17 protein-coding genes are annotated in these 18,223 nt (G+C 66.0%); 6 read left to right on the top strand and 11 right to left on the bottom strand.

Annotation, left to right across the window (positions count from 1 at the left end; translation table 11 throughout):
• Both VKG81_RS11890 and VKG81_RS11895 read left to right on the top strand, forming a co-directional pair.
• The coding region (locus tag VKG81_RS11890; RefSeq protein ID WP_324396131.1) for a phosphoketolase family protein at positions 1-2,249 on the top strand (2,249 nt) is incomplete at its 5' end.
• 32 nt (positions 2,250-2,281) lie between these two features.
• The gene (locus VKG81_RS11895) at positions 2,282-3,181 is read left to right on the top strand and encodes an NAD(P)-dependent oxidoreductase (protein WP_324396133.1); all 900 of its coding nucleotides are present in this window, start codon (positions 2,282-2,284) and stop codon (positions 3,179-3,181) included.
• Here the strand turns inward: VKG81_RS11895 and VKG81_RS11900 are convergent.
• Entirely contained in the window at positions 3,178-4,008 is an 831-nt protein-coding gene (locus VKG81_RS11900; RefSeq protein WP_324396135.1) for an SDR family oxidoreductase, read from the bottom strand. The genes VKG81_RS11895 and VKG81_RS11900 overlap by 4 nt on opposite strands.
• A 71-nt stretch (positions 4,009-4,079) precedes the next feature.
• Entirely contained in the window at positions 4,080-5,003 is a 924-nt protein-coding gene (locus tag VKG81_RS11905; RefSeq protein ID WP_414685248.1) for an enoyl-CoA hydratase, read from the bottom strand.
• Between the two features lie 26 nt (positions 5,004-5,029).
• Between VKG81_RS11905 and VKG81_RS11910 the strand changes: the two genes are divergently transcribed.
• From VKG81_RS11910 to VKG81_RS11925, 4 genes are all read left to right on the top strand, one after another.
• A complete protein-coding gene (locus VKG81_RS11910; protein WP_414685249.1) occupies positions 5,030-5,569 on the top strand; it encodes an RNA polymerase sigma factor in 540 nt (179 codons plus the stop codon).
• Positions 5,566-6,267, top strand: coding sequence for a ubiquinol-cytochrome c reductase iron-sulfur subunit (locus VKG81_RS11915; RefSeq protein WP_324396141.1), 702 nt, complete (start codon positions 5,566-5,568; stop codon positions 6,265-6,267). The genes VKG81_RS11910 and VKG81_RS11915 overlap by 4 nt, the downstream gene beginning before the upstream one ends.
• Positions 6,268-6,345: 78 nt before the next feature.
• Positions 6,346-6,510, top strand: a complete 165-nt coding sequence (locus VKG81_RS11920; RefSeq protein WP_324396143.1) for a hypothetical protein — start codon at positions 6,346-6,348, stop codon at positions 6,508-6,510.
• Positions 6,511-7,971, top strand: coding sequence for a trehalose-6-phosphate synthase (locus VKG81_RS11925; RefSeq protein WP_324396145.1), 1,461 nt, complete (start codon positions 6,511-6,513; stop codon positions 7,969-7,971).
• 22 nt (positions 7,972-7,993) lie between these two features.
• Here VKG81_RS11925 and VKG81_RS11930 read toward each other — a convergent pair whose 3' ends face one another.
• From VKG81_RS11930 to VKG81_RS11970, 9 genes are all read right to left on the bottom strand, one after another.
• Entirely contained in the window at positions 7,994-8,476 is a 483-nt protein-coding gene (locus VKG81_RS11930) for a mammalian cell entry protein (protein ID WP_324396147.1), read from the bottom strand.
• Positions 8,476-9,162 carry a mammalian cell entry protein gene (locus tag VKG81_RS11935; RefSeq protein WP_324396149.1) on the bottom strand — a complete coding sequence of 229 codons (687 nt, stop codon included), beginning with the start codon at positions 9,160-9,162 and terminating at the stop codon, positions 8,476-8,478. The genes VKG81_RS11930 and VKG81_RS11935 overlap by 1 nt, the downstream gene beginning before the upstream one ends.
• On the bottom strand, positions 9,163-10,917 hold the full coding sequence (locus tag VKG81_RS11940; RefSeq protein WP_324396151.1) for a virulence factor Mce family protein: 1,755 nt from the start codon (positions 10,915-10,917) through the stop codon (positions 9,163-9,165).
• Complete coding sequence (locus tag VKG81_RS11945; protein ID WP_324396153.1) at positions 10,917-12,113, bottom strand: MCE family protein; 1,197 nt, start codon at positions 12,111-12,113, stop codon at positions 10,917-10,919. Before VKG81_RS11945 ends, VKG81_RS11940 begins: the two co-directional genes overlap by 1 nt.
• Positions 12,110-13,567 carry an MCE family protein gene (locus VKG81_RS11950; protein ID WP_324396155.1) on the bottom strand — a complete coding sequence of 486 codons (1,458 nt, stop codon included), beginning with the start codon at positions 13,565-13,567 and terminating at the stop codon, positions 12,110-12,112. Before VKG81_RS11950 ends, VKG81_RS11945 begins: the two co-directional genes overlap by 4 nt.
• Positions 13,564-14,610: an MCE family protein gene (locus VKG81_RS11955; RefSeq protein ID WP_324396157.1), complete on the bottom strand. Its 1,047-nt coding sequence runs from the start codon at positions 14,608-14,610 to the stop codon at positions 13,564-13,566. The genes VKG81_RS11950 and VKG81_RS11955 overlap by 4 nt, the downstream gene beginning before the upstream one ends.
• Complete coding sequence (locus VKG81_RS11960; protein ID WP_324396159.1) at positions 14,603-15,670, bottom strand: MCE family protein; 1,068 nt, start codon at positions 15,668-15,670, stop codon at positions 14,603-14,605. The genes VKG81_RS11955 and VKG81_RS11960 overlap by 8 nt, the downstream gene beginning before the upstream one ends.
• Before the next feature lie 159 nt (positions 15,671-15,829).
• The gene (locus VKG81_RS11965; protein ID WP_324396160.1) at positions 15,830-17,032 is read right to left on the bottom strand and encodes an MCE family protein; all 1,203 of its coding nucleotides are present in this window, start codon (positions 17,030-17,032) and stop codon (positions 15,830-15,832) included.
• A gap of 8 nt (positions 17,033-17,040) precedes the next feature.
• Positions 17,041-17,883 (bottom strand): ABC transporter permease, encoded by an 843-nt coding sequence (locus tag VKG81_RS11970; RefSeq protein WP_324396161.1) that lies wholly within the window; start codon positions 17,881-17,883, stop codon positions 17,041-17,043.
• Between the last annotated feature and the right edge of the window lie 340 nt (positions 17,884-18,223).

Here is an 18,223-nt window from a genome sequence, read left to right on the forward strand (position 1 = left end):
AACCGCTGACGGCGGAACACATCAAGCCGCGGCTGCTCGGACATTTCGGCACGGTCCCGGGCCTGAACCTGGTCTGGGCGCACGCCAACCGGCAGATCGTCCGCAGGGACCTCAACGCGGTGTTCGTCGCCGGGCCGGGCCACGGCGGCCCCGGCCCCAACGCCTGCGGCTGGCTCGAAGGCACTTACTCCGAGTTGTACAGCAACATCAGTCAAGACGGCGCGGGGATGAAGCGTTTCTTCGCCCAGTTCTCGTTCCCCGGCGGGGTCCCCAGCCACTGCGCCCCGGAAACCCCCGGCTCGTTTCACGAAGGCGGCGAACTCGGGTACTCACTGCTGCACGCGTTCGGGGCGGCGTTCGACAACCCCGATCTGATCGTGTTCTGCGTCGTCGGCGACGGCGAGTCGGAAACCGGGCCATTGGCCACCAGCTGGCATGCCAAGACCTTCTTGAACCCCGCTCGCGACGGCGCCGTCCTGCCCATCCTCGCGTTGAACGAATACAAAATCGCCAACCCGACGATCCTCGCCCGCATCCCCGAATCCCAGCTGCTGGAGCTGCTGAGGGGCTATGGCTACGAGCCGCACGTGGTGGCCGGGAACAACCCCGCGGCGGTGCATCAAGCGACGACGGCAGCCCTCGACGCGTGCCTTGACCGCATCGCCGAGCTCCAGCGCGCCGTACGGGCCGACGGCGCCGCCGGCCCGTACCGCTGGCCCATGATCGTACTGCGCACACCGAAGGGCTGGACCTGCCCGCCCGTGGTGGACGGCGAACAGGTCGAGGGCACCTTCCGCGCGCACCAAGTGCCGCTGCCCGCGGCGCGGACAGACGACCAACACCGCCTCGTTCTCGAGCAGTGGCTGCAGTCTTACAGGCCCCGGGAGCTGTTCGACGACAGCGGCCGACCCGTGCGCGATCTGCTCGAGATCGCGCCGAAGGGCCAGCGGCGGATGAGCGCCAACCCGGTGGCCAACGGCGGTGCCGATCCGCGCGACCTGCAACTGCCCGACTGGCGGGAATACGGAGTGGAGGTCACCACACCGGGAACCACCAGCCACGAGGCGACCCGGGTGCTCGGCGGCTGGCTGCGCGACGTCACCGCAGAAAACCCGTCGAACTTCCTGACGTTCGCGCCAGACGAGTTGGCAAGCAACCGACTTCAGGACATCCTCGACGTCACCGGCCGCGACTGGCAGGCGCTGGTCGGCCCGTTCGACGAGAAGCTCGACCCACTGGGCCGCGTGATCGAGGTGCTGTCGGAACACATGTGCCAGGGGCTGCTCGAGGGCTATCTGCTCACCGGCCGCCACGGCCTGTTCACCTGCTACGAGGCGTTCATCCACATCGTGGACGCGATGTTCAACCAGCACGCGAAATGGCTCGAAGCCAGCGCGCAAGTGTCCTGGCGAAGGCCCATCGCCAGCCTCAATTACCTGCTGTCATCCCATGTTTGGCGCCAGGACCACAACGGGTTCACCCACCAGGACCCCGGCTTCCTCGACGTGGTCATGAACAAGCGTCCCGAGATCGTTCGGGTCTACCTGCCGCCGGACGCGAACACGTTACTCTCCACCTACGACCACTGCCTCCGGTCGAAGCACTATGTCAACGTGGTGGTCGCCGGCAAGCAGCCCCAACTCGACTGGTTGTCCGTTGCGGATGCGGCGTTGCATTGCGCGCGCGGCACCGGCATCTGGCCGTGGGCCGGCAACAAGGACGACGACGGGACGGTGCCCGACGTGGTGCTGGCATGTGCGGGCGACATCCCCACGCTCGAAACCCTCGCCGCAGCCGCGATTCTGCGCGAACGGCTACCCGAATTGCAGGTGCGGGTGGTCAACGTCGTCGACCTGATGCGATTACTGCCCGAAGCCGAGCACCCCCACGGACTCACCGACCGAGAGTTCGACACGCTCTTCACCAAAGACCGGCCGATCGTCTTCGCGTTCCACGGCTACCCCTGGCTCATCCACCGGCTCACCTACCGGCGCACCAACCACGCCAGCCTGCACGTGCGCGGCTACAAGGAACGCGGCACGACCACCACGCCGTTCGACATGGTCATGCTCAACGACCTGGACCGCTACCACCTCGTCATCGACGTGATCGACCGCGTGCCCACCCTTGGCGCCCGCGCCGCCACGCTGCGCCAAGACATGGTCGACGCACGTCTGCGGGCCAGAACGTGGACCCGCGAGCACGGCGAAGACATCCCCGAGGTCGCCAACTGGACATGGCCAGGGTGATTACCCGGGCCGATACGGGTAAACCTGGACACATGGACGTCGGGTTTATCGGGTTAGGTCAGATGGGTGCGGGCATGGCCGCGAACCTCATCAAGGCCGGTCACGACGTGGCGGTCTACAACAGGTCACCGGAAAAGGCGGAGCCGCTGGTGCGTGATGGCGCACGGGCCGCGGAAACCGTGGCCGACGCGTGTCGCGGCGAAGTGGTCTTCACGATGCTGGCCGACGACGCGGCGGTCGAAGGCGTCGCGTTCGGCGACGGCGGCATCCTCGCCTCGCTGTCCAAAGGCGCAACCCACGTCTCGTCGAGCACGATCAGCACCGCGCTCTCCGAGCGGCTCACCCGGGCGCACGCCGACGCGGGCCAAAACTTCGTCGCCGCGCCGGTATTCGGCCGGCCCGACGCCGCAGGGGCCGGGAAGCTGTTCGTCATCGTCGCCGGCGAGGTCGGTGTCATCGAGAAGCTGTCACCGCTGTTGGATGCGATCGGCCAGCGCACCTTCACCATCAGCGACACACCAAAGAATGCCAACCTGGTCAAGATCAGCGGCAACTTCCTCATCGCAGTGGTGATCGAGTCCCTCGGCGAAGCCATGGCGCTGGTCGGCAAGGCGGGTGTCGACAAGCACGCCTACCTCGAGGTTCTCACCTCGACGCTGTTCGCTGCTCCGGTGTACAAAACCTATGGGGGCCTGATCGCGGACGAAAACTTCGAACCGCCCGGATTCGCGGCCCCGCTCGGCCTCAAGGACATCCGGCTGGCCCTCACCTCCGGAGAGGAGCTACGGGTGCCGCTGCCGTTCGCGAGCCTGGTCCGCGACCGCTTCGTCACGCTGCTGGCCCACGGCGGCGAAAAGCTCGACTGGTCCGCGCTGGGCAGCCTGGCCGCCTGGGAGGCCGCCGCGGGGAGCCTCAAGACGTCGGGCGGTTAGCTCACCACCCCGCGAAGCCCCTCTGCCCCGAACACCGGCTCAAGCATCGCGGTGAAGTCGGGCCCACGCCGCAGGCACTGACCGCCGTCGACGTTGATGACCTGGCCGGTGATCCAGCCCGCAGCGTCACTGAGCAGGAACAGCGCCAACGCCGCGACGTCCTCGACCTCGCCGACCCGCGGCAACGGGGTGTTGATCTGATAATCGTCGAACACCGCCGGAATCTGCATGACCGGGGCGGCGAGATCGGTCCGGGTCAACCCGGGCCGAATCCCGTTGACGCGCACCCAGGACGGGCCCAGTTCGTCCGCGGCGACCATCATCAAGTTGTCGATCGCAGCCTTGGTCGGGCCGTACGCGCCGAAGAAGCGATGGGTGTTGGACGACGCGATCGACGAAATCGCGACGAACGACCCGCCGCCGCCGCGCACGAGTTCGCGCGCCGCGTGTTTCAGCACATACATGGTCCCGTTGAGGTTGAGGTCCACGGTCCGCCGCCAGGCTTCGGAGTCGACCTGCGTGATCGGCCCGATGGTTTCCGACCCCCCGGCGCAGTGCACAGTGCCGTGCAGCCGGCCACTCCACGTCGTCGCCGCGTCGACGACCCGGGCCACCTCGTCCTCGTTCGTGACGTCGGCCGGTTCATAGCGCACCGAGCCGGGGCCCATGGCCCTGACGTCATCCGCGGCCGCGGACAGCCGGTCGGGATTGCGGCCCACGATCATGACCCTGGCGCCGGCGCCGACCAGCGCCTCGGCAACTCCCTTGCCGATGCCGCTGCCACCCCCGGTGACAAGGTACGTCCGGTCGGTCAACAACAGCTGCACCGCGACCCCTCACGCAAAACTGGAACAGGTTGCGCGTAATGGAACCACGTCCGGCGGGTTCCGCACAGCGGTTACGGCGTGTCCCGGCGCGAAACCTTCGGCGGCCCAGCGGTGCGCCAATCCTCGACTTCAGGCGGCCTGGCCACCGCCATCCGGTCGTCGTAGTACGCGCTCCAATGTGCATGGCCGAGCTCGTGTATGTGGAAGGTGTGCCGCAGCGCCTCGGTGAATCCCATGGTGTCGGCGGCCGCGTTGACCGAATCCTTCACCAGCAGCGCCGCGATCGTCGGCCGCTGCGCGATCCGGCGCGCAAACTCGAGCGTGCGCTCCCCGAGCTCGTCGAGCGGGAAGACCTTCGAGACCATGCCGAGGCGGTAGGCCTCGTCGGCGTCGATCGAATCACCGGTCAATAGAAGCTCTTTGGCTTTTCGCGGACCGAATTCCCAGGGATGAGCGAAGTATTCGACACCAGGCATGCCGAGCCTGGCGGCCACCACATCGCTGAACTTCGCGTTGTCCGCCGCGACGATCAGATCGCACGCCCACGCCAACATCAGGCCGGCCGAGATCGCGTTGCCCTGTACCTGGGCGATGGTGATCTTGCGCAGGTCCCGCCATGAGCGCGTGTTGTCGAAGAAGTAGTGCCACTCCTGGTGATAGATCTTTTCGACGATGCTCTTGAGCGTGCCGCCGTGGGAACGGAACGTCGGATGCTGGCCGGGCCCCGGTGTCCGCTCGGCGATCGCCTGCTCCGAGCCCAGGTCGTGGCCGGCCGAGAAGTTCTTGCCGCGTGCCGCCAGGATGACCACCCGCACCACGTCGTCGGCCTCGGCCCGCTTGAACGCCTCGTCAAGCGCGACCAGAAGCGTCCGGGACTGCGCGTTGTGGGCTTCCGGGCGATTCAGCCAGATGCGCGCGATCCGCCCGTCGTCGAGAATCTCGTACTCCACCGAATCGGTCATCCCGGCAGCGTAACCCCGAGCACTATTGATCATTAAGGGCCCTTCGGACAGGCGGGATGATGGCACAAAGCGACCGGGGCGGGCGGCCGGTGCTGCGCGTGGTATCCGACGGTCGCTATGCGGACTGGCAGGACGTCTATGAAGACAACGCCACCTGGGTCTACCGGACCATCTACGCGCGGGTGGGCAACCACGCCGACGCCGAAGACCTCACCGCCGAGGTCTTCCTCGCCGCCCTGCGTCCGCTGCGGATATCGGCCACCGCCGCCGAGGTCCGCGCCTACCTGCGGGCGACCGCCAGAACCGTGCTCGCCGCGCATTGGCGCGAGACGATGGGACGCGAGATCACGTCGATCGACGACATCGCGCTGGCCGCGCCCGACAGCGAGGAAGCGATCAGCACCGCCCCGCGGCGCGTGCGTGCGGTCCTGCAGAACCTGCCCGACAACTACCGCCGCATCCTTGAACAACGGTTCCTGGAGAGCCGCTCGATCAAGGAGTCGGCCGCTGAGCTGGGGATCACCGTCGCCAACGCCAAGGTGCTGCAGCATCGCGCACTGCGGCTGGCTGCGCAGATGAACGAGAAGGACGAGCGATGAACGCCCGCGGACTGCGTCGATACGTTGACGACCTGCTGCGCGGCCGCCGGCCCACGCCGTTTCACCCGGACGATTTCGAGGCGGCGCAGATCCGCACCGCGATCGACCTGAAGGCGGCCCGCCTCGGCGGCGACGCGCCGAGCGAGGAGTTCCTCGCAGACCTGCGCGGCCGGCTGGCCGAACAGATGGACGGCCCTGCGGGGAAGGCGCCGAAGATGTCGGCCACGCGCCGGCAGGTGATCGTCGGGACGTCGGCCGCTGCGGCGGCCGCGGTCGCGGCGGTGTCGGCCGACCGGTTGCTGTTCGGTGAGCACACCGGCGGCGGCCCGAGCACGGCCGATGGTGGCGAGATGGTGCCGAACAAGGGCAGCTGGCAGGTCGTCGCGTCGAGCGCCGACGTTGCCGAGGGTGACATGCGCCCGTTCGAGGTGGGAGCGCTGATCGGGTTCGTTCGCCGCGTCGACGGGCGCGCGGAGGCGATCTCCGGAGTGTGCACACACCAGGGCTGCCGGCTGTGGTTCGACAAGCCCGACGACCTGCTGCGCTGCCCATGCCACACCACGTCGTTCACGCCGGCCGGCCAGGTTCGCGCCCACCAGCTGCCGATCGCACCGAAGCCGTTGCCGCGCCTGGAAGTTCGCGAGGTCAATGGCTCAATCGAGGTGCTCGCGCCGACATCACCGGCCCAGCGGGCGTAACCCGCTCTCGGTCGGGGTGAACCGCCGGCAGGGCCCGGGGCTGTGGGATTCAGGCCGACGTCGCCTACAGTTGGTTACATGCCCGCTAAATCTGACCCCGCCGACATCGGCGACGTGGAGCCGCTGGCCGACAGCACCGCCCGCCAGGCCAGGCGGGTGGTTGCCGCCTACGCCACTGACGCCGATGAATGCCGGATTTTTCTGTCGATGCTCGGTATTGGACCAGCGAAACACGAGTCCTGAATGAACACGGGGGTCGACCCGGGTCGCTCGGAATTCGTGGTCGTCGCCAACCGATTGCCGGTCGACATGGAGCGACTGCCGGACGGCAGCACTACGTGGAAACGAAGCCCGGGCGGCCTGGTCACGGCCCTGGAGCCGCTGCTGCGGCGCCACAAGGGCGCGTGGATCGGCTGGCCCGGCGTCAGCGACAGCGACGAAGAGCCGTTCGTCAAGGATGAGCTGCACCTGTATCCGGTGCGGCTGAGCGACGACGACGTGGCCAAGTACTACGAGGGCTTCTCCAATGCGACGCTGTGGCCGCTGTACCACGACGTGATCGTCAAACCGATCTACAACCGTGAGTGGTGGGACCGCTACGTCGAGGTCAACCGCCGGTTCGCCGAGGCGGCATCGCGAGCCGCCGCACCGAATGCCACCGTCTGGGTGCAGGATTACCAGCTGCAGCTGGTGCCCAAGATGCTGCGGATGTCGCGGCCCGACTTGACGATCGGCTTCTTTCTGCACATTCCGTTCCCGCCCGTCGAGCTGTTCATGCAGCTGCCGTGGCGCACCGAGATCGTGGAGGGATTGCTCGGCGCCGACCTGGTCGGATTCCAGCTGCCCGGCGGTGCCCAGAATTTCCTCTACCTGGCACGGCGGTTGGTCGGTGCGAACACCTCGCGCGGATCCGTCGGCGTGCGGTCACGACTGGGCGAGGTTCAACACGGGTTCCGCTCCGTGAAGGTCGGCGCATTCCCGATATCGATCGACTCGGCGACGCTCGACGAGACCTCGCGACAGCGCAGTGTGCGGCAACGGGCCAAGGAAATACGTGCCGAGCTGGGCAATCCCCGCAAAATCCTGCTCGGCGTCGACCGGCTGGACTACACCAAGGGCATCGACGTCCGGCTGCAGGCCTTTTCGGAGTTGCTGGCGGAAGGGCGGGCCAAACGTGACGACACCGTCCTGGTGCAGCTCGCCACCCCCAGCCGGGAACGTGTCGAGAACTACAAGCTGCTGCGCAACGACATCGAGCGCCAGGTCGGCCACATCAACGGCGAATACGGTGAGGTCGGCCATCCGGTGGTGGACTACCTGCACCGGCCGGTTCCGCGTGAAGAGCTGATCGCGTTCTTCGTCACCGCCGACGTGATGCTGGTGACCCCCCTGCGCGACGGGATGAACCTGGTGGCCAAGGAATACGTCGCATGTCGCAGTGACCTGGGAGGCGCCCTGGTGCTCAGCGAATTCACCGGCGCTGCAAACGAATTACGCCAGGCATATCTGACCAACCCGCACGACCTCAACGGGGTCAAGGACGCGATCGAGGCCGCGCTGAACCAGACACCCGAGGAGGGGCGTCGGCGCATGCGCGCATTGCGACGACAAGTCCTGGCTCACGACGTCGACCGCTGGGCCCGGTCGTTCCTCGATGCGCTGGCGGCGCCGAGCAGCGGCCAAGTCGAATCCGTGATTGACTGACGGGTCGCCGCCGTAGGGGCGCTCATATCGGCTGCATGTAGCTGATCAGCCACTTACCGTTGACGCGCCGATATTCGACCCGCAGCCGACTGCCGTCGTAGATGGGCTGTTTGGACTTGTCGGTCACCGTGCGGTTCAGATACACCATCACCGATCCCGAGTTGCGGTGGGCATCAAGCACGCCCACGCCGACGACATTCGCCTGGCTGACGACCTGCCGGTCACGGGCCTGCGGGATTATCTCCTGGTCCGCGCGTTGCTCGAACTCGCGCCGATAGTCGGGCGTCAGCATCGAATACGCGTTCATCAGGCTGCGTTCGACCGTTTGATAGTCGTAGGTGAACACAACCGGAATCTGTTGTTTGGCAAGCGGTCCCAGCTCGGCACGGGCGGCCTGCTCGGCCCGCGTCTCGACCCGGTTCCAATACAGCCAACCGCCCGCGCCGGCCAGCGCGACAAACGCGACAGCCAGCAGCCCGACCAGGCCGGTGACCAACCAGCGCATCAGTTGCCCCCGTCGGGATACTTCAGGTCATAGGCGGTCATCCGCCCGCTGTCGTCCTCGTGGACGATGACCCGCATCCGGTAAGGCTGCGACGGCTTGTTGTTGCCGTTCTGGTCGCTCACCGTCACCCGCACCGACACCAGCACCGCCGCGTTGTCGGCCACGGTGTCGATGCTCTCCAGCGCGGCGCCGTTGATCACCGCCTCCGAACTGCCCCCGGTGTCACGGAAGATCGCCTCGAGGTTCTCCACGTTGTTGCTCTGGGAGAGCATGTCCCGCAGCGGACCGCTGGTGCCGCTGTAGAAGCGGTTGACGCTGTCTTCGACGCTGTCCTGCTTGAACGAGAACATGTTGACGACCGTTTGCGACGCGGTGTCGACGAACCTCTGGTTGCGTTCCTGCTGAGCCTCCGCGTGATTCTGCTGGATGAGCATGAGCACCACCACCGCGGCCACCGCGGCTGCCGCGACGAAACCGCTGACCAGCGCCGCGATGGCGACCAACCGTCGGTTCGCGGGCCGTCGCGGGGGTGGTCCCGCGGGCCGCGCCGGCTTCGAGGTCCTCGGCTTGGGCGCATCGACCTTGACGGCGCCGGTGGACGCCTCACCGCCCGCCGCAGGTCCGGCCGCCCGTGACGCGCGGCGGCGGGACGCCGCCTTCTTCGGCGCCGACGAAGGCGACGTCATCTAGGTCTGCCTCGGATCAAGCATCAGATCAACCCAATTCTCCTGTGGCCGCATGCCAGCGGCACCCGGCGCGTACACCGCGGCCTTGCCCGCGGGGTCGACGAACGCGCCGCTGTGCTGGTCGTAGGTACCGTACGCCGTCCCACTTGCCTGCGGCGGGGTCACGTCGGCCGGCGGCAGGTCAGCCGGGTTCGGTGGCGGCGGCGGTGCCGGTGCGGGACCCGGGGGCGGCACCACCGGGTTGTACGGCTCCGGTGACAGCGGCCCCGGCGGCGGCTGCGGGTTCGCCGGCGGCGGCCAGGCGTTCGGGTACGGCGCCGGCGGGATCCACGCCGTCTCCGGAGGCGGCGGCCCGTTGTTGTTCGGCGGCGGTGGGACCGGCCAGGGCTGATTCGGTGCCGGGCCCGGTCCCGGCTGAACACCGGGGGGTACCGCCCCGGGCGGAACCGGATACCCCGGATCCGGAGCGGCTTCCGGCGGGATGTACGGATACTTGTTCGGCGGCAGAATGTTCCGCGGGTCGGTGATCGGCGTGCCGGTCGGGACCGGCGGTCCACGCCAGGGGTTGTTGCCAATCGGAACGTAGCCGCGGGGATCGCGGCACAGCTGGACAGTGGGTGCCCGCTTGCCGGGGAACTCCTGGCACGGGTAGTTTCGGGCCCCCCGCACCGCGCTCGGATCGTTCTGCGGGACTTTGCAGTACATGTCCGCGGGCAACTCCCGCACGGTCTCGTCGGCCGGCGACCGGATGAACTGCGGCGGCAAAAAGCCCGTGCTGCACGGCGGCGGATCACCCAGGTCGACCTTGAAGTCCAGCTTGCCGCCTTCATCGAACGGGACACCGCCGGCCACTGTGAGGAGCGTCGCGATCAGGGCCGGGAAAATCACCAGGGCCTGCTCGATGGACTTGTTGTAGATCACGCCGATCCGGCCGAGGTTGGCCAGATTCGCCGCCAGCACCGGGAAAGACGGCCGGATGCCGCTGAACGTGGTGCTGGCTACGTCGGCCGCTCCCGGCGCAGTCGCCAGTGTGTCGCGCAGCTGCGGGTCCGCCTGGCGCAGCTCGGTGGTGAACCGCGCCAGCCCGTCCGCCAACGACTTGATGTCGTCGCCGCTTCGGATCTGCGCGTCCAGGAAGGGGCCCGCCTGATCGATCAGTTGAGAGGTCTCGGGCCAGTTAGCGTTGGCCTCGTCAACCAGCAGCCGCGCCGACTGAATCAGCCGTGCCAGCTCCGGTCCGGACCCGTTGAACGCCGTGAAGGTTTCACGCAGCAGATCCTGCAGCCGGGTGTTGTCGACGCTGCTCACCAGCTGGTCTGCTTGCTGCAGCAGCCCGGCTATGTCCTGGCCGATCGCGGTGCGGTCTTTGCCGATGAACGCACCGTTGTGCAGCGAGGCCGTCGACGGACTGTCGGGCGGCACAAGGTCGACATACTGCTCGCCCACCGCCGACACGCTCTTGACCGTCGCCGTCACGTTCGCGGGAACGTTGACGTCACTGTTGAGCCGCATATGTGCGTCGACGCCATCGTTGGCCAGCGTCACCGACTCCACCCGCCCGATCGTCACTCCGCGGTAGGCGACGTTGGCATTCTTGTACAGGCCGCCACCGGAGACGAACTCGGCGGTGACCTTGTATGCGCCCATGCCCAGCTGCGCGGGAAGGTGCAGGTAATACGCCGCGATCGCGCCGACGGTCAGCACCGTGACAATCGCGAAGACCGCCAGCTGAATGCGTGCCATTCGGTCCAACATCAGCTCGGTGGCACCTCCTCACCGGACGCGGTGCCGGGCGGGATCTTGAACGGATCGGCCGCCTGCCCGGAGAGGTTCGCCATCCCGCCGGTCAACCAGTCAGGCCCATTGACCACCTCGTCGAGGTGCTTCATGTTCGGATCGAAGAACGACGTGGTGAAGACCGACTCGCCCAGCCGGCGCAACGTGAGGTCAAACGTGACGAACACGTTGAGGTAGTCGCCGCGCACCGCCCGTTTCAAATACCTTGCGGTGAACGGGAAGGTCGGCAACAAGTCGAGGTCGTTGACGAAGTCGCCGCGGTTGTCGTTGAGGGGTTTGATGACCGCATACAAGTCTTTGAAATCGGCGGCGAAATCGTCTTTCGTCTGCGACAGAATGCGCGAGGCCACCGTGGCGAAACCCTGGAGCGCACCGAACGCGTCGACGATGTTGGTCCGGTCGGCGTTGAGTACCTTGAGTGCGCCGGGCAGGCTGTCGAGGGCGCGGCCCAGGCTGTCCTTGTTGCGCGCCAGGATCCCGGCGAAGCGGTTCAGTCCGTCAGCGGCGGCGATGATGTCGTTGGTCTGCTGATTCAGCTGTGACGTCAGCTCAGCGAGCCGCGGCACCAGGTCGACGAAGCTCCCCGCGCGACCGGCGACCGCCGCATACGCCTCATTGGTGATGTCCTGGAGCGCACCGAGATTGCCCTTGTTCACCACCGTCCCCAGGGCCGACAGGACTTCCTCCGTGGTCGGGTACCGGCTTGACTGGTCCAGTTGAAGCCTAGAGCCTGGGCCCAGCCTGCCGATCGGCGGCTGATTCGTCGGCGGGGCGAGATCGACATGCAGGGAACCCAGCAGCGACGTCTGCGCGACCTTGGCGGTCGCGTTGGCCGGCAACTCGACGTTCTTGTCCAGCGAAATCTTCAGCGTCGCATAGAAACTGCCGTCGGGCCGCTGGGCCGCCTCGACGCCCGACACACTGCCGACCGTAACGTCGCTGACCATCACCGGCGAGTTCTGGGGCAACGTCGCCACGTCGGGCATATCCACCGACACCGTGAACGATCCCGGACCATGACCTGCGGTACCCGGCATGTTCAGCGAGTTCAACCCGCCGAACTGGCAACCGGCGAGCAGCAACGCACCAGAGCCGACCGCGGTCGTGCGGACGCCCACGCGGCTCAGCTTGCGGCGCAGCGCTGTTCGTATCATCCGCCGGCTCCCGGCGCTGGTGGGGGTGGGCCGCCGGCCTCCCCGGGGAACTGACCGTCAACGGGTCCGGGTGCCGGTCCCGGTGGTGGACCAGGCGGGTTCGGCATGTCCGGCGGTACGACGGGGCCCAACGTGAACGGCTGTGCCGGTGGCGGCGGGCCCGGCGCGGGGTTGGGCGGCAGCATCAGCGACGTGATGTCCCCGCCGGCCCCGGATCGGGGCGGCGTGTGGCCCTGCGCCGGTATCCACTGCAGGTACGGGATATACGTCTCCGATTTGGCCTGCGTGGCGGGCGTGTCGTAGATGATCTGGCCCTTGTAGGCGGTGATGCTGTTGATCGGGTGAAACAGCAGAGGCGGGAAGTTCATGCTGATACGCCGCAACACCGGCGCCATCCGCTCACGGCAGATCTCCGCGCGCTTGAAGTAGTCGGGGGTCGAGCCGATGTCGAAGTTGCCGCCGCAGATGAACTGCACGGGGTTGGCGAAGTTCGGCAGGGACAGCAGACCCGTCAACGCGCCCTGAGCCGGGTCGTAGATGTTGTAGAAGTTCGCCAGCCCGTTCGGGGTGATGTGCAGCACCTGCTCGATGTCGTCGTGCTGATCCGACAGGATTTTGGTGAAATCGGTGAGCTTGTTGATCTGACCGATCAACGCATCGTTGTTCTTCTGCAAGAACCCGCGAATGTCGGACAGCGCCTGGTTGAGTGTGCCCAAAGTCTGGTCGAGGTTAGTGGAGGCGTCCGCCAGCACCTGCGACACCGACGCCAGGTGACCGCTGAACTGGACGATCTGCTCGTTGCTGTTGGACAGCGCGTTGATCAGGATCTGCAGGTTCTTGACGGTGCCGAACAGGTCGGTGCGCGAGTCACCCAACCGGCCTGCGGTCTGAGACAGCTCCCGCAATGCCTGGCGGAAGGAGTCGCCGTTGCCGTCGAACGTCTCCGCGGCCTGGTTGACGAACCTGCTCAACGGCCCCTGCACGTCGCCTTGTTGCGGGCCGAGTTGTTGGCTGAGTTGGGTCAACTCCGTCTTGACCTCGTCCCACTCCACGGGCACGCCGGTGCTGTCCAGATCGATGGTGCCGCCGTCGGGCATGGCAGGTCCCCCGGTGTAAGCGGGAGTGAGCTGAATGAACCGGGCCGACACGATGTTGGGCGCCATGATGATGGCGTGTGCGTCGGCGGGGACGTTGACGCCGTCCTGCAAGGTCATCGTGATCTTGACGGCCTTTGCCTGAGGCTCGACCGAGGCGATCTTGCCAACGGGCACGCCGACGATCCGCACCTCATCGCCGGGGTAGATCCCCACCGCTGAGGTGAAGTAGCCGATGAGCTTGTGGCCCGACTTCGCCGGCCACACCAGGTAGATGCCGCCGATCAGTGCCACCACCAAGGCGGCGATCACGCCGTAGCGCAGCCACCTGTTGTCGCGGGTCACGGCGTGTGAACTCATGGCGACTTGGGCCTGATGATCAGTCGTTCGGAGATGAAGCCGCGCAGGTAGTCGGCGAGGCTGTCGGGAAGCTTCCCGGGCTGGAAGTACGTATCCAACAGGACAGCGGCAAGGGTCGCGGGCGGCAGGCCATAGAGGTTGATGTGGAAACCGGGGCCCGACGCGACCACCTCGCCGAGCGTCGTGGCGTACGGCGGCAGGCGCTTGAGCGCCTCGCTGATGTGCTGGCGACGTTCCAGGAGGTCGTCCAGCACCGAGTTCAGCCTCTTCAATGCGGGGCCGAACTCTCTGCCGTTGTCGGCGACAAATCCCGAAATCTGTCGGGAGACGGGCTGGATTCCGGCGATCAGGTTGCTCAGCGCGGTGCGGCGCTCGTCGAGTGCGGCGAACAACTGGTTGCCGTCGACGACGAGCTGGTTGACCTGGCCGGCCCGGTCGGCCAGCAACTTGGTCACCGACCTGGCGTGAGCCAACAGTTGGGCGAGCGCCTCGTCGTTGGCGTTGATGCTGCGTGACAGCGCCGCCACCCCATCCAGTGCGCCGCGCAGCGGCGGCGTCGCGTCGTGCAGCGAATCGGTCAGCACATCCAGCGCCTGGGTGAACTGCTGCTTGTCCAGCTCGCCGGAGTCCTGGCCGAGATCTTGCAGCGCCTGGTTCAACGTGTACGGCGTCGTCGTGCGCCCGATCGGGATCACCGTCGACTCGCCGCCCCCCTTCGGGGTCACCGACAGCGACTTCTGGCCCAGGATCGTGTCGGTCTTGATCGACACCAGCGACTGGTCACCGACCCTGATGTGGCGGTCCATCGTGAACGTGACTTTCGCGGTGGCGCCGGCCAACGCGACCCCAGAAACCTGACCGACCCTGATCCCGGACACGTTGACGTCGTTGCCTGGGGAGATTCCGCCGGCGTCGGCGAAATACGCTTCGTACGTCTTGCCCTGCGGCCAGAACGGCAGCTTGCTGTATCCGAACGACACCAGCACCACGCTGAGCACCAGGACGATGCCGACGATCCCGGTGCGGAGGGGGCTTTTATCCATTTTCTGAGCACCTCCCCTTCGACGGATCGGGCGGCCCGCCAAACGGGATCAAGATGTCGCTGTCGCCGCCGAAGGGGTTACCGCCCGTGGCGGCGAAACCGTTGATCTTGATGCGAATCGAACAATAGAAGATGTTGAAGTACGCGCCGTAGGCGCCAAGGGCGTTGAGCCGCAGGTAGTTCTCGGCCAGCGGCTCGACGACGTTGTTGATCTCGGCTTTGCGGTTGTCCAACTCGGTGGCGAGCGGCCGCAGGTTTTCGATCACGCCCTGCACCGGACGACGGCCCTTCTGCAGCATGTCGGTGAGATCGTTCGCTGCCGAGGCCAGCGGCGGGATCGCGCCGGCGATCGGGTCGCGACCCTGCGCCAGCCCGGTAACCAGCTGCTGGAGCTGATCGACGCTGGTGTCGAATTCGGCGCTCTTGGCGTCAACGGTCGCCAACACGTCGTTGAGGTTGTGAATGACGTCCGAGATGACCTGGTAGCGGTCGGCAAGGGTTTGGGTGAAGGACCCGGTGTTCATCAGCAAGTCGTTCAACGCGCCGCCCTGGCCTTGCAGCAACTCGATGATGGCGCTGGTGATCTCGTTGATTTTGTTGCCGTCCAGGCCTTTCAGCACCGGCCGCAGGCCACCGAGCAGCGCGTCGAGATCGAGCGCCGGCTGGGTGTGGTTCTTGTCGATGGTGCCGCCCGGGGGTAGCTTGCGCAGTTCGCCAGGTCCGGAGGTGACTTCCAGATAGCGGTCGCCGACCAGGTTTTCGTAGCGGATGAGCGCCCTGGTCGACGTATAGAGCTGGTAGCGCTTGTCGATGTCGAACGTGACATCCACGCTGTTGTCGGGCTTAAGTGCGACGGCTTTGACCGAGCCCACATTGACACCGGCGATGCGCACCTTGTTGCCGCCCTTCAGCCGTGAGGCCGTGTCGAAGGTGGCGTGATAGGAGTTGGTTGACGAAAACCGGAACTGACCGAACACGATCACCAGGCCGGCGGCGACCAGCAGCATCACCACCGCGAAGATGGTGACCTTGATCAGCGTCGATCGTGGGGTGGTGCCCATCAGCGTTGTCTCTTCTTCGCGCAAGCGCTCATCAGCGTTGTCTCTTCTTCGCGCAAGCGCTCATCAGCGTTGTCTCTTCTTCGCGCAAGCGCTCATCAGCGTTGTCTCTTCTTCGCGCAAGCGCTCATCAGCGTTGTCTCTTCTTCGCGCAAGCGCTCATCAGAAAGCGTCCCGTTCCGCGAACGCGCCGTTGAACAGGAACTGCAACGTCGAAGGGGCATCCACCTGCATTTCGGTGAACGGCTGGTAGGGGATGTATGCGTTGTCCATCACCAGGAACGACGGGTGATACCAGGAGCCGCCGAACTGCTTGCTGGGCATGTTGGGGAGACCGCGACAGCTGGGGCCGCCGGTGGCGTTCACGATCGGCAGGCTTTCGGGGTAGGTGTACGACGGCGCGCCAAGGATGAAGTTGGATGATACGAACAGGCCGGGCTTGGTGCCGCCGATGACCGGGCCGAACGTCGTAAGGGCTTTTGAGGTGGCCTGGAGGATACAGCCGAATTCGGGCGAATAGTCGGCGAGCACTTTCAGCGGCGCACGGAACCTCTGGATCGCGGCGATGTAGTCGTTCTCGGCGGGGGCCAGCGTCGCATATCCGTTGTTGGCCAACCCTGTTGCGGCTAACAGCGTAGCGTTCAGGTTGTCCCGTTGGTCCACGATGGTGTTGCTGATCGTCGGCACGTTGTTGATGACGGTGACGAGGTCGGGACCCGCGTCGGCGTAGATGTTGCCCACTGCGGCGGTTCCCTGAAAATCGGACCGCAGGGTCGGAAGCTTTGGATTCAGTTGCGGCAAGTACTGATTCAGCCCTGCCAGGGTGGCGCCGAGATCGTCGCCGTGGCCGCGCAACCCCTCACTGACCGCGCTCAACGTGGCGTTCAGGTCGACCGGGTCGACCTTGTCGAGCACATCGACAAGGGTCTGGAACAACGTGTTGACCTCCAGCTGCACCGCGGAGGCCTGCACGTGGGCGCCCGGACGCAGCGACGTGCCCGAGGGATTGTCGGGCGGCAGGAACTCCACCGACTTGGCACCGAAAACCGTGGAGCTCGCGATGTGCACGGGCGCGTTCGACGGGATGTATCGCATTTGGCCGCTGTCGATCGCCAACGTCAACTGCGCCTCGTCATCGGAGAGGGAAATGCCTTCGACCTTGCCGACCTGGATGCCGCGGTATCTGACCTTGGCGTCTTTGTCCATCACCAGTCCGGCCCGCGGGGAGGTCACCGTGACGGTGTCGGTGGACGTGAACGCCCCGGTGTAGGACAGGTAGGTGATCACGGCGAACACGAGGATCAGCGAGCCGAGGATTGCCGCGGCAATCCTGACGTTGCGTTTCGTCGACGCGGTGCCGTCCATGTCCCCCTCTATCCCGAGAGGTTGAAGTTACCGGACGCGCCGTAGACGGCGAGGGAGATGAACAAGGTAATAACCACAACGACAACCAGCGATGCGCGCACCGCCTGGCCGACCGCGATGCCGACCCCGACCGGACCGCCTGCCGCGTTGTAGCCGTAGTACGTGTGGATCAGCATCACCGCGATCGCCATCACGATTGCCTGCAGGAACGACCACAACAGGTCCGTCGGATTCAGGAAGGTGTTGAAATAGTGGTCGTACAGGCCAGCGGACTGTCCGTTGATGTACACCGTGGTGAACCGCGCGGCGAAGAATGCCGCCAGCATCGACAGCGAATACAGCGGGATGATCGCGATCAGACCGGCGACCAAACGGGTGGACACGAGATAGGAGATCGAGTCCACGGCCATCGCTTCCACGGCGTCGATCTCTTCTGCGACCCTCATCGCGCCCAATTGGGCGGTGGTGCCTGCGCCGATCGTGGCGGCCAGCGCGATGCCGGCGATCACCGGTGCGACGATCCGCACGTTGAGAAACGCCGACAAGAACCCAGTCAGCGCCTCGATGCCGATGTTGCCCAGAGACGAGTAGCCCTGCACGGCGATGACACCGCCGGAAGCCAATGTCAGGAATGCCGCGACGCCGACGGTGCCGCCGATGATGGCCAGCGCCCCGGCGCCGAGGGTCATCTCGGCGATCAGCAGAACCGTCTGCTTGCGGTACCGGTTGATCGCGTTCGGGATGTGGCGGAAGCTCGCGCCGTAGAACAGCGCCTGCTCACCAAAGGCGTCAACCAGCCGCGAAGGCCCTCGCAAGAGGTGGCGCAGGCGCAGTGTGGCGTCGTAGCTCATCGGCGGCCCGAAACGCCGGAGCGGCAGGCGCGCGGTGACACAACAGCCCAATCGGTGACCGCGAGCTGCTGCCTCAACTCAGCTCCCTTCTCAGGCATGGGCGAGTCACATGCCATCCCCGGGGGAAACTTCTCGCGCCCTCCGCCCGGTGCGTTCTGACCCCTGTGACGGACCTCTCGCTTAGTGAGCCGGATCATAGTAACTAGAACAAGTTCGCAGTGTCAAAGACCTGCAAAATGAGACATAACATGAGTAAATGTCCAGTTCACAGCAATCTACCAAGATCGACTCTGGAACGTGTTCTAGTACGGGGGCCAGTGTCGAAACCAAGGGATCGCCC

The organism is Mycobacterium sp. (genome assembly GCF_035314905.1).
In the GTDB taxonomy this organism is placed as follows: domain Bacteria; phylum Actinomycetota; class Actinomycetes; order Mycobacteriales; family Mycobacteriaceae; genus Mycobacterium.